Below are 12213 nucleotides of genomic sequence, written 5' to 3'. Positions count from 1 at the left end.
AGCCTTGCGGCCGCGCCGCTCGCCGCATCGCTGTTCTCGCAGGTGCCGGTTGTGGCGCCGCTGGCCAACGTAGCGGCCGCGCCGCTGTTTCCCGTAGTCTGCGCCGGCGGGCTCGCGGCGGTGCTGGCGTCCTTGGCCGTTCCTGCCGTCGCGCCGGCGTTGATCGGATTCGCGTCGATGGGCGCAGGCGCCCTCACTGCCGTCGTGCGCGCGCTCGCGAGCGTCCCCTACGCGAGCCTGCCTGCGAGCGTGCCCCTCGCCGGGGCGCTTCTGGCGTCGGCGGCATGCGCGGCGGCGCTGTGGCTGGCGTGGCCGCGTCCGAGCCGTCGTCGCGCGTTCGGTCTGGTCGCGGCGGCGGCGTGCGTCGTGATCGGGACGGTCGTCGTCGCCCCGCGCCTTTCGGGCGACGAGATCGTCATGCTGGACGTGGGGCAGGGCGACGCGTTCCTGGTGCGGAGCCGGGGGACGGCCGTCCTGATCGACACCGGCAACCAGGACAGGATGCTGCGCGAGGCGCTCGCGCGGCATGGAGCGTACCGCCTCGACGCGGTGGTGATCACCCACGGCGACGACGACCATAAAGGATCGCTCGCCTCGCTTGCGGGCGTCGTGGACGTGCGACGCGTGCTCGTCGCCCAGGACGCGCTCTCGTGCGGCTGCGAAGCGTGCGTCTCGCTCGTCGCCGACGCGCGCAAGCTCGCGGGCGACGGGGGAGTCGTCGGGCTTCGGCAGGGAGATGCGCTTCAGGTGGGCTCCTTCGACTTGCAGGCAGTGTGGCCCGAGCGGTTCTCCGACGAAGGGGGCAACGCCGACAGCCTGTGCCTTGTCGCCGATGCGGACATCGACGGCGACGGCGCATCCGAGTGGCGTGCGCTTTTCACGGGAGATGCCGAGCGCGACCAGCTGCGCGCGCTCATCGACGAAGGGCTTGTGGACTCCGTCGACCTCTACAAGGTGGGCCATCACGGATCCAAGAACGCCCTCGACGACGAGGAGGCCGCCGTCCTTTCTCCTCGCATCGCGTTGGTCAGCGCAGGGGCGCGCAACCGCTACGGCCATCCGGCGCAGGATACGCTCGATCGGCTCGAGGCCGCGGGCGCACGCGTCTTCCGCACCGACGAGCAGGGAGATGTTTCGTGCAAATTGACCGCCGACCGGATCGAGGTGGAGACCCTGCGTTAGAATGAACGGCATGGCTACTCAAAAGAAACAAGAAGCTCCGCTGCTGCCCGTCTACCTTATCGTAGGCGAGGACGCGCTCAAGCGCGACACCGTGATGAAGCGCCTACGCGCGCGCCTGTCCTCGATGGGCGATCTGTCGTTCAACGCCGACGAGTTCGACGGCGAGACAGCGCAGGGCGGCGACATCGTCACGGCCTGCAACACCGTGCCGTTTGCGAGCCCTGTGCGTCTCGTGGAGGTGCGCGCGGCCGACAAGCTGAAGAAAGCCGATGCCGAACAGCTCGTGAGCTATCTCGGTTCGCCGAACGGCTCCACGGTGCTCGCGCTCGTCGCCGAGAAGCTGGCGAAGAACACGCGCCTGTACAAGGCCGTGGCCGCCTGCGGCAAGACGGCGGTTATCGATTGCGCACCGCTCAAGCGCTACGAGCTGCCCCGAACGGTGCGCTCGATGGCCGTGACCCACGGCGTCACGCTCACCGAGGGCGCAGCCGTCAAGCTCGTCGACCTCGTCGGCGAGGACACGGTGCATCTCGACAGCGAGCTTAAGAAGATCGCGCTCGCGCATCGCGGCACCGACGCGGTGAACGAGCACGAGATCGTCGACATGGTCAGCCGCACCGCCGAGGTGAAGCCTTGGGAGTTCGTCGACGCCTTTGCGGCGCGAGACGTGCGCAAGTGCCTGCTGTACCTGGGTCGTATGGATTCCGTGTCGCCCCACGCGCTGCTGGCCATGTGCACGACGCGTCTGCGCGAGCTTGTCTGCGCGCGCTCGATGGCCGATCGCGGCAATCCCCGCGGCGTGGCCGCGGCGCTCAAAGCGCCCGACTGGCGCGTGAAGAACCATGTCAACTGGGCCCGCGGCTTCACTGCCGCCGAACTGCGGCGCGCCATCATCTCTTCGCGTGACACCGAGCGCGCGATGAAGAGCGGCGCCGATCCCAGGAGCGCCTTCCTGGACTGGGTGCTGGCGGTGACGGCGAGGCGCTAGCGTTTCAGGTTGTCGTCAAAAATGCAAGCAGAACGCCAGCTCAGGATGACAGCGGGGACAATCCGCGGTTTCCGCTCAGGATAACAGCCCTCTAACGCGAAGGAGCCCCGGATTTCCGGGGCTCCTTCGCTCTTGATATGCGGACGGATCGCAGGGCGAGTGCCGTATGCGCATGGATCGTTATTCGGCGGCAGCTTCCTCGGCGCCTTCGGCAGCCTCGGCCTTGGCGGCCTCTTCGGCTTCCTTGGCCTTGCGCTTCTGAGCGGCGGCCTCTTCCTTGAGCTGCTTCTCGCGGCGCTTGGCCTTCTCTTCGGAAGCGGCGTTCATCTCGGCGAGACGGGCGGCCTTGCGCTCGGCCTTCTTGGAGCCGGTCTTCTGCTCCTTCTTGGCCGGCTTCACGTAGGCGGCGCGATCGGCGTCGGTGGCAACCGTGTTGGCCAGGGCCATGATGCCGCTCTTGCGGTTCGCAGCCTGGTTCTTGTGGATGACGCCCTTCGAGGCGGCCTTGTCCATCAGGCGGCACGCGGCGCACGCGGCGGCGTAGGCCTCGGCGCCGTTGCCGGCGGCGACGGCGTCCTTCACGCGACGGGTCGCGGTCTTGAGCTCGCTTTTGACCGCGCGGTTGCGCATGCGGGACTTCTCGTTGGTGATGATGCGCTTCTTCTGGCTTTTGATGTTCGCCATGGGTGATGTTCCTCCAATTTGCAAAACCTGTCTGATACCGTGCGTTTCCGGCGATGCGGAGCGTTTGGCGATCTCGAGAGTCGCAACTGCACGGTGACGACAGCCTCGCATGCGATCCCCTTCGGGGGAACCATGGCGCGCCCGCGCAGGCGGGCAGCCTCGATGCATGGTGAAACAGGCGGGATTTCTCTGTTTCGCGGACCAATCGGTCACCGGCACGTACGAATCTTGAAGCGCAGCCACGTCTGCAGATCGGCGATGAAACCATCGCGCGAACGTATTTGCCGGATACACAATGCGATAGAATAGCAAACGTTGAGCGCTTTTTCACGCACAAATGCAAAATCGCGCACGTTTCTCCATCAACCTGGGAAAAGGAGCCTGCCATGCACCGTTGCGACTTTCGCTTGCCCGTCCGCGTACTGGCCGCCGCCGCGCTGCCCCTCATGGGCGCTGCGACCCTCGCAGGATGCTCCGGCGCGTCCCAGCATCAGGTGATCGACCGGAACGTCGCCTGCTCCTCATGCCATTCCGACGAGAAGCCCGTCTACGAAGGAGCGACGGTGCCCTCGGAAACCGTTGAGAGCGGGTCGCGGGTGCAGGTCAAGACATCGGGAGCCGCGGTTGCCGTCGTCGCACGACCCGTGTTCACTGCCGAGGACGGCTCGGGTTTCGTGCCTGTGATCGATTCGACCGTCGCCTTGGACGGGGGAGAGGCGGTCGTGGAGCTGGAGGACGGCCTCTGGGCGCTGTGCCTGGACGAGGGCGACAAGGCTCGCGCCAAGCTCGTGCGCGTCGATTCCGCGAGCGATGCGACCGCTGTCGTGGAACTGTAGCGCGCGAACCCTGTCCGCAGCGCGCGAATAGGGTAGAATAGGCTCCGTTTTCCCGAAGCGCCCGCATGCGTGCGAGCGCGCGTCATTTGAAAGACAGGCTATGACCACCGATCCGAACTTCATCCGCAACTTCTCCATCATCGCGCACATCGACCATGGCAAGTCGACGCTGTCCGACCGCGTCCTCGAGCTCACGGGCACGGTGGCCAGCCGCGACATGCAGGCCCAGCTGCTCGACAGCATGGACATCGAGCGCGAGCGCGGCATCACCATCAAAAGCCAGGCCGTGCGCGTGGACTACACGGCCGACGACGGTCAGACCTACCAGTTCAACCTCATCGATACGCCCGGCCACGTCGACTTCACCTACGAGGTGAGCCGAAGCCTCGCCGCGTGCGAGGGCGCCGTGCTCGTGGTGGACGCCACCCAGGGCGTGGAGGCGCAGACCGTGGCCAACGCCATGATGGCCATGAACGCGAACCTCGACATCATCCCGCTTATCAACAAGATAGACCTTCCCGCGGCCGAGCCCGACCGCGTGCGCGAGGAGATCGAGGAGGGCCTGGCCATCCCCGCCGACGATGCGGTGCTCGCGTCCGGCAAAACGGGCGAGGGCGTGCACGATCTGCTGGAGGCCGTGGTGTACAACATTCCCGCGCCCGTCGGGGACGCCGACGCCCCCTTGCGCGCGCTCATCTTCGATTCGTACTTCGATCCGTACCGCGGCGTGGTGGCGCTCGTGCGCGTGGTGGACGGCACCGTGAAGAAGGGCGACAGGGTGCTCATGATGGCCACCGGCACCGAGGTGCTGGTGGAAGAGGTGGGAGCGCGCCGCCCGGCCGAGACGCCGCTGCCGGAGCTGTCGGTGGGCGAGGTGGGCTACCTGGTCACCGGCCTGAAGGACGTGCGCCAGGTGAAGGTGGGCGATACTATTACCGCCGTGCGCGGCGGCGTGGATGAGCCGCTGCCGGGATACCGCGACGCCAAGCCCATGGTGTACACGGGCCTGTTCCCCCTCGACGGCGACCAGTACGAGCCTCTGAAGGAGGCGCTCGAGAAGCTGTCGCTCAACGACCCGGCGTTGGCTTGGGAGCCGGAGAAGTCGCACGCGCTGGGCTTCGGCTTCCGCGTGGGCTTTTTAGGCCTGCTGCACATGGAGGTCATCAAGGAGCGCCTCGAGCGCGAGTTCGGCCTCGACCTTCTGGCAACGGCGCCAAGCGTGGAATACCACGTGTACCGCCAGGGCGGCGAGATGATCTCGCTGCACTCGCCCCAGGAGATGCCCGATCCCGGCGAGATCGAGCGCATCGAGGAGCCCTACCTCAAGGCGAAGATCCTCATCCCGCCCGATTACGTGGGCGCGGTCATGGAGCTGACCACGGCGCGCCGCGGCACCTTCGTCACCATGAACTACCTGTCGCCCACGACGGTGGAGATGCTGTGGGAGATCCCGTTGTCGGAGCTTATCATGGACTATTTCGATAAGCTTAAGTCGAACACGAAGGGCTACGCCTCGCTCGACTACGACTTCGACGACTACAAGCCCTCGAAGCTGGTGAAGCTGGACATACTGCTTTCGGGCAAGCCCATCGACGCGCTGTCGTTCATCGTGCACAAGGACAAGGCGTACGATCGCGGACGCGTGCTGACGGAGAAACTCAAGGAGATCATTCCGCGCCAGATGTTCGAGGTGCCCATCCAGGCAGCCATCGGCGGGCGCGTGCTGGCGCGCGAGACGGTGAAGGCGAAGCGCAAGGACGTGCTGGCGAAGTGCTACGGCGGCGACATCAGCCGCAAGCGCAAGCTGCTGGAAAAGCAGAAGGCCGGCAAGAAGCGCATGAAGAACATCGGCAACGTGGAAGTTCCGCAGGAGGCGTTCATGGCCATCCTGAAGGTGGACGACTGATGCAGATAGGTTGAGAGCATGGCACGCAAAGACGATTTCGATTGGCTGGACGACCCGTTCGACGAGAAGAAGGCCGCGAAGGACGAGATGCGCGCCGCCACGTCGGGCGGCACCAAGCTCGCGCTGGGCTGCGGCTGTTTGATCGCCGTCGTGGGCATCGTCGTGCTGCTGGGGTTCGTCTTGGTCAACATGGCCGAGATCATGGCTTCGTAGCGCCATGGAGGATATGCACGCGTTCTTCCGGAGCCGCCGTCTGCTGCTCGCCCCCATGGCGGGCGTGAGCGACGAGGCGTTCCGCACGCTCTGCCGCGAGCAGGGCGCCGACCTCACCTACACCGAGATGGTGTCGGCCAAGGGCCTTTCCTACGCGAACGAGAAGACGCGGCATCTGCTGCGCCTCGCGCCGGGGGAGGGCCAGGTGGCCGTGCAGCTGTTCGGCCACGAGCCCGACACGATGGCCGCCCAAGCTGCGTGGATCGAGCGCGAGATGGGGCAGTCGCTGGCCTACCTCGACATCAACATGGGCTGTCCGGCCAGAAAGATCGTGTCGAAGGGCGACGGCTCGGCGCTCATGAAGGATCCGGCGCTGGCCGCCTCCATCGTGCGCGCGGTGCGCGCAGCGGTGAGCCGCCCCGTCACGGTGAAGTTCCGTCGAGGGTGGGCCGAGGGCGACGAAACCGCCCCCGAGTTCGCTCGGAGGATGGAGGACGCGGGCGCCTGCGCCATAGCCGTGCACGGGCGCTATGCCGAGCAGCTGTACCGCGGGCGCGCCGAGTGGGGCGCTATCGCGCGGGTGAAGGAGGCCGTGAGCGTGCCCGTCGTGGGCAACGGCGACGTGAGAAGCGGCGCCGACGCCGTGGCCGTCACGGAGCGCACCGGCTGCGACGCCGTGATGATCGCGCGTGCCGCCGAGGGAAACCCTTGGCTGTTCGCCCAGGCCAAGGCTGCGCTTGCGGGCGAGCCGGAGCCTGACGGGCCCACCGTGGAGGAGCGCATCGCGCTCGCGCGCCGCCACGCGCGGCTGCTCAGCGCGCGTGAAGGCAGGAACATCGTGCGCATGCGCAAGCACGCCATGTGGTACCTGGCGGGGCTGCCCGGCGCCGCCGCCGCGCGCGGCAGGATCAACGGCTGCGTGTCCGTGGAGGATTTCGACGAGGTGTTCGACGAGCTGCTGGCATGCGCGAGGGAGCATGCCGCCGCCCACGAGTGAGGGGAGGGGCGCTCATGCCGCACGATCCGTACAAGGCGCTGTACCTGCATCTTCCGTTCTGCGTGAAGCGGTGCGCCTACTGCGACTTCGCCACGGCGGCCGTGCCCGCCGGCGCGCCCGAGATCGAAGCGTACGTGGAGGATCTCAGCCTTCAGATCCGCCGCAAGGCTAAGGAGGGCGAGCTGGGGGCGGTCGAGACGGTGTACCTCGGCGGCGGCACGCCCAGCCATGTGGGGCTGGCGGGCCTGTCGATGCTGCTGTACACGCTGTCGCTGTCGATGCACCTCACCGACGAGGTAGAATGCACGATGGAGGCGAATCCCGAGAGCCTCACCGAGCGCATGGTGCGCGACATCTGGGCGCTCGGCGTGAACCGTCTGTCCATTGGCGTGCAGAGCTTCGACGACGACGTTCTGCGCACGCTCGGCCGTGCGCATTCCTCCGATGACGCCCGCCGTGCCATCGAGGCGGCGCGCACCCGGTTCGAGAACGTGAGCGTCGATCTCATGTGCGGCATCCCCGGCCAGAGCGCGGAGAGCTTCGAGGCGAGCGTGCGCGAGGCCGTGCGCCTCGGCGCGACGCACGTGAGCGTGTACCCGCTGACCATCGAGCCGCACACGCCCTTCGACGCCGCGGTGCTGGCGGGCGAGCTGGAGGAGCCCGACGACGACGTGGAGGCCGCGCACATGCAGATCGCCGCGCGCGTGCTGGATTCGGAGGGCTTCGAGCGCTACGAGGTGGCCAGCTACGCCCGCCCCGGCTTTGCATGCCGCCACAACATCGCGTACTGGACGGGCGTGCCCTACCTGGGCCTGGGCCGTTCGGCTGCCACGATGACGCAGAACGCGCAGCGTCGCATGCGGGTGAAGGACGGCCAGGTGACCGACGACCTCGACCCGCGCCAGATGGTCGCCGAGGATCTCATGCTGGGCATGCGCATGACCGCGGGCGTGTCCGACGAGCACGCCGCCCGCGCCGCGGAGTTGCTGCCCGAGGCGACGACGGTGCTGGCCGACTTGGAGCGGCAGGGGCTCGTCGAGCACGAAGGCGGCCGCTGGCGGCCCACCGAGCGCGGTTGGCTCTGCGGCAACGAGCTGTACGGCGCCCTGTTCGATCTGGCCGACTGACGAGCGCCCGCTCCTTGTGCGTCTCCCGTCGAGTTTCTCCATAATTTCCGCCTGTTGTTAGCACTCTCGGCTTTCGGCTGCTAATATGATGCGTTACTATGGTTCAGGTAAGCCGACTGGCGAGAGAGGTAGGTGGAGGAGCGTGCTTTCGGATCGAAGGCAACGGGTGCTGAGCGCCCTCATCGAAGAATACGTCGCGCGCGCCCTACCCGTGGGGTCGCGCACGTTGACGGAGCGCTACCAGTTGGGCGTCAGCCCGGCCACGGTGCGCAACGAGCTGTCCGTCCTCGAGGACGGCGGCTACATCACGCAGCCGCACACGTCCGCCGGGCGCATTCCGACCGACTTCGGCTACCGTGCGTTCGTCGACAACCTGCTGGCGTCCGATCTTGCCGGCGACGACGAGCGCTACCGGCCTGTGGTGGACCAGCTGCGCCGCAGCGCAAGCGAGCTGGACGCGCTCCTGGAGCAGACGTCGTCGGCTCTCACGCACCTTACCGACTGCCTGTCCATCGTGCTGGCTCCGTCGGTGCTGAACCTGCACATCAAGCAGCTGTCCCTCATCTCGCTGTCGCCGTACCGCGCCCTCGTGGTGTTGGTCACCGAGGACGGCCAGGTGTTCAACCGCCAGATGGACTTCGCCGAGGAGGTGTCGCCCGACGAGCTGGCGCGCGTGCAGCGCTTCCTCGCCGAGGTGATGGGCGGCAAGTCGCTTCAGGAGATCGAGGACGGCCTGGGCGAGGGCATGGCGGAGGCGTTCCGCGACCCGCTCGTGCGCATGGCGCTGGACGAAGTGCTGTCGTGTTTGCAGGAAGGCGACGCGTCGCGCACGCATCGCCTCGGCGTGAGCTCGCTTCTGACGAAGCCCGAGTTCAGCCAGTCCCAGGCGCTGCTGCCCGTCATGCAGGTGCTCGAGGACGACACGGTGCTGCTGCAAATCCTCGACGATGCCGCCCGGCAGGGCTCGGGCGCGCCCAGCGTGCGCATCGGACGCGAGAACGACGCGGCTGCGCTAGCGGGCGTGTCGGTGGTGGCCAGCCGCTACGGGCGAGGCGCGTCGGCGGGGGTCGTCGCCGTGGTGGGTCCCACGCGCATGGATTATTCCAAGGTTATACAGGCGGTGCGCATCGCGAGCGCGGCGCTGGAGGACGTGTAAACGACATGGGAGGCGGCGCGTCCTGCGCCGTCTATGAGGAAAGGTTTCGAGAGCACAATGGCGAAGGATCTGTACGAAGTTCTGGGCGTGTCCCGCGAGGCGACCGAAGACGAGATCAAGAAGGCGTTCCGTCGGCGCGCGCGCGAGCTTCACCCGGACGTGAACAAGGCGCCCGATGCCGAGGACCAGTTCAAAGAGCTGAACGAGGCCTACGACGTGCTGTCCGACGCGCAGAAGCGCAGCGCATACGATCGCTTCGGCACGGTTCCCGGCGCGGCCGGCGGCGGCAGCCCCTACGGAGGCGGCGGCTACGTCGACTTCGAGGACCTGTTCGGCGGCGGGTTCGGCATGGGCGACATCTTCAGCTCCTTCTTCGGCGGGCAGGCCGCCGGCCGCGCGCCTATGCGCAAGGAAGGCCGTGACATGGGCGTGGGCCTGCGCCTGACGCTGGAGGAAGTGGCCGCGGGCGCCAAGAAGGAGATCGTGTACGATCGCCTGGCGCCGTGCCCCGACTGCGAAGGGTCGGGCCTCGGCCCCGACGGTCGCGAGATCTCCTGCCCCGATTGCCACGGCCAGGGCCGCGTGGTCACCATCCAGCACACCTTCCTCGGCGACATGCAGACGGCCACCACGTGCAAGACCTGCGGCGGCACCGGCCACACCATCGAGAACCCGTGCCCCGAGTGCGAGGGGCAGGGCCGCGTGCCCGACCGCCAGCGCGTCACCGTCGAGGTGCCCGTGGGCATTCGCGACGCCCAGCAGCTGCGCCTGTCCGGTTTCGGCGAGGCCGGCATGCACGGCGCCCGCCCGGGCGACCTCATCGTCACGTGCCGCATCCAGCCGCACGAGTTCTTCGAGCGCGACGGCGACAACCTGCATGCGCGCGCGAACGTTTCCATCGTGCAGGCCACCCTCGGCGCCGAGATCGAGATCGACGGCATCTTCGAGGACGAGAAGGTGCAGGTGCGCATTCCCGAAGGCTGCCAGAACGAGCAGGTGGTTCGCGTGAAGGGCTTCGGCATGCCGAAGTTCCGCAGCGAGTCGCGCGGCGACATGTACGTGCACGTGAACGTCGTGGTGCCCAAGAAGGTGACGAAGAAGCAGCGCGAGCTGCTGGAGAAGCTGGCCGAGGAGCTGGGCGAGGACGTGGCCGACGAGCGCACCCCGCTTCAGAAGCTCCGCGACGCGTTCAACTAGCGGGTCGCCATGTCCCTGCAGCATTTCTACCTGCACGACCAGGTGCTTGCCGACGAGGGGGCGCCGACTTTCCCGCTGCGTTTGTCGCCGGACGACGCGAAGCACGCCCGCGTGCTGCGGCTTGCGCCGGGCGAGCATATCGCGGTGGTGGACGCCGCGCAGGACTACTTCGAGTGCGAGATCGCCGCTTTCGACGATGCGGTCCCGGTGGTGCGCATCGCGCAGCGCCTCGACGACGAGGAGCGCCCCCTCGTGATGCTCGTGCAGGGCCTGGCCAAGGGCGACAAGATGGAGACGGTGATCCGACACGCCACCGAGCTGGGCGTTTCGGCGTTCGTCCCGATGGCGTGCGAGCGCTCCATCGTGAGGCTCGATGCGAGGAAGGCGGCGGCGAGGACGCAGCGGTGGCGCGCCATCGCGAAGAGCGCGGCCATGCAGTCCGGTCAGCGCGTGTGCCCCGAAGTGGGCGAGCCGATGGCGCTGGCGGACGTGTGCGCTTCCTTGGCGCACGCCACCGCCGTGCTGGTGTGCTGGGAGGAGGCGCCGCTGGACGCGCGCATCGAGAAGGCGCTCGAGCGCGGCCTTCGGCTCGACCGCGCGCTTCCCGAGAACGCGCGCATCGCCGTGGTGGTGGGCCCCGAAGGGGGCCTTTCGCGAAGCGAGGCGGACGCGCTTCTGGCCTGCAACCCGCGTGCGTCGCTCGTGTCGCTGGGCTCGTCCATCCTGCGAACCGAGACGGCCGGCATCGTGGCTCCCGCGCTCGTCCTGCACGAGCTGGGCCGCATGATGCACGACGCGCGCGAAGCGCAGGAACGCACGTCCGCCCATGTCGAAAGCCGTCGCGAGGAAGCCGGGGACGCGTGCGAGGCAGGCGGGCAATCGTGAATTTCGCCGTCGTCAACCTGGGATGCAAGGTGAACCGCGTGGAGTCGGACGATGCGGCGGCGCGCCTCGCCCTGCGCGGTGTCGAGACGCCCGAAGCGTCCGCCGACCTCATCGTGGTGAACACGTGCACGGTCACGGGGGAGGCCGAGAAGAAGACCCGCAAGGCCGTGCGCCGCGCCCTGCGCGCGAACGACCATGCCCGCGTGCTGGTCACCGGCTGTGCCGCCGCCATCGACGCCGCGTTCTACGAGGCGCTCGACGAGCGCGTGAGCGTGGTGGGGAAGGCCCAGCTGGCGCAGGCCATCGATGCCCTGTTCGACGAGGCGCCCTTTTCTCCCGGCGAAGACGCGCCCCTCCATATCGGATCCGGCTTCCGCACGCGCGTGGGCGTGAAGGTGCAGGACGGCTGCGACAACGCGTGCACGTACTGCATCGTGCACGTGGCACGCGGGCGCGCGACCAGCCGTCCGGCCGACGACGTCGTGCGCGAGTGCGCGGCCTATGCCCGCGCCGGCGCGCGGGAGATCGTGCTCACGGGTATAAACCTGGGGTCGTACTGCGACGGAGGACGGCGCGACCCCTCCGCGATCAGGCTGGCCGCTCTGCTGCGACGCCTGCTCGACGAGACGGCCGACCTGCACGCGCCCGGCGAGGCCCCGGCGCGCTTCCGCGTGTCCAGTATCGAGCCGCGCGATGTGGACGATGCGCTCGTCGACCTTCTGGCTTCGGCGGACGGTCGCGTCTGCCGCCATCTGCACCTGCCGTTGCAGGCGGGAAGCTCGAAGGTGCTGCGCGAGATGGCGCGCCCCTACGATGCGGAGCGCTTCGTCGCGCTCGTGGAGCGGCTCTATCGCCGCATCCCGCAGCTGGCGCTGTCCACCGACATCATCGCCGGCTTCCCCGGCGAGACCGATGCCGAGTTCCAGGAGACGCTCGACGTGGCGCGCGCCTGCCGCTTCGCGAAGATCCACGCGTTCCCGTACTCGCCGCGCGCCGGGACGCCCGCCGCGGCCCGCGCCGATCAGGTGCCGCCCGCCGTCAA

The 12213-nt window shown here is 68.0% G+C and carries 12 protein-coding genes; 11 read left to right on the top strand and 1 reads right to left on the bottom strand.

The window, feature by feature from the left end; genetic code table 11:
- Both HMPREF1023_RS13870 and holA read left to right on the top strand, forming a co-directional pair.
- Positions 1–1182 (top strand): ComEC/Rec2 family competence protein (locus HMPREF1023_RS13870; protein WP_009307070.1); only part of this gene is annotated, 1182 nt, incomplete at its 5' end.
- Positions 1183–1192: 10 nt separating this feature from the next.
- On the top strand, positions 1193–2170 hold the full coding sequence (gene holA, locus HMPREF1023_RS13865; protein ID WP_009307069.1) for a DNA polymerase III subunit delta: 978 nt from the start codon (positions 1193–1195) through the stop codon (positions 2168–2170).
- Positions 2171–2350: 180 nt separating this feature from the next.
- On the opposite strand, the gene rpsT is transcribed toward holA, so the two are convergent.
- The gene (gene rpsT / locus HMPREF1023_RS16125; protein WP_009307068.1) at positions 2351–2854 is read right to left on the bottom strand and encodes a 30S ribosomal protein S20; all 504 of its coding nucleotides are present in this window, start codon (positions 2852–2854) and stop codon (positions 2351–2353) included.
- Positions 2855–3240: 386 nt separating this feature from the next.
- On the opposite strand from rpsT, the gene HMPREF1023_RS13855 reads away from it, so the two are divergent.
- The 9 genes from HMPREF1023_RS13855 to HMPREF1023_RS13815 all read left to right on the top strand — a co-directional run.
- Positions 3241–3690, top strand: a complete 450-nt coding sequence (locus HMPREF1023_RS13855; RefSeq protein ID WP_009307067.1) for a hypothetical protein — start codon at positions 3241–3243, stop codon at positions 3688–3690.
- 100 nt (positions 3691–3790) lie between these two features.
- On the top strand, positions 3791–5596 hold the full coding sequence (gene lepA, locus HMPREF1023_RS13850; protein WP_009307066.1) for a translation elongation factor 4: 1806 nt from the start codon (positions 3791–3793) through the stop codon (positions 5594–5596).
- 18 nt (positions 5597–5614) lie between these two features.
- Entirely contained in the window at positions 5615–5809 is a 195-nt protein-coding gene (locus HMPREF1023_RS13845; protein ID WP_009307065.1) for a hypothetical protein, read from the top strand.
- A 4-nt stretch (positions 5810–5813) separates the two neighbouring features.
- Complete coding sequence (dusB, locus tag HMPREF1023_RS13840) at positions 5814–6806, top strand: tRNA dihydrouridine synthase DusB (RefSeq protein ID WP_009307064.1); 993 nt, start codon at positions 5814–5816, stop codon at positions 6804–6806.
- Between the two features lie 14 nt (positions 6807–6820).
- Positions 6821–7933 carry a radical SAM family heme chaperone HemW gene (gene hemW / locus HMPREF1023_RS13835; protein WP_009307063.1) on the top strand — a complete coding sequence of 371 codons (1113 nt, stop codon included), beginning with the start codon at positions 6821–6823 and terminating at the stop codon, positions 7931–7933.
- An 85-nt stretch (positions 7934–8018) separates the two neighbouring features.
- Complete coding sequence (gene hrcA, locus HMPREF1023_RS13830; protein WP_009307062.1) at positions 8019–9089, top strand: heat-inducible transcriptional repressor HrcA; 1071 nt, start codon at positions 8019–8021, stop codon at positions 9087–9089.
- Between the two features lie 57 nt (positions 9090–9146).
- Positions 9147–10286: a molecular chaperone DnaJ gene (gene dnaJ, locus HMPREF1023_RS13825; RefSeq protein ID WP_009307061.1), complete on the top strand. Its 1140-nt coding sequence runs from the start codon at positions 9147–9149 to the stop codon at positions 10284–10286.
- Between the two features lie 9 nt (positions 10287–10295).
- Positions 10296–11171, top strand: a complete 876-nt coding sequence (locus HMPREF1023_RS13820; RefSeq protein ID WP_009307060.1) for a 16S rRNA (uracil(1498)-N(3))-methyltransferase — start codon at positions 10296–10298, stop codon at positions 11169–11171.
- A partial coding sequence (locus HMPREF1023_RS13815; protein ID WP_232228732.1) for a MiaB/RimO family radical SAM methylthiotransferase occupies positions 11168–12213 on the top strand: 1046 nt, incomplete at its 3' end. The genes HMPREF1023_RS13820 and HMPREF1023_RS13815, both read left to right, overlap by 4 nt.

Source organism: Eggerthella sp. 1_3_56FAA (genome assembly GCF_000185625.1).
GTDB classification, from domain to species: Bacteria; Actinomycetota; Coriobacteriia; order Coriobacteriales; family Eggerthellaceae; genus Eggerthella; species Eggerthella lenta.
This window is presented reverse-complemented; position numbering and strand designations above follow the sequence as displayed.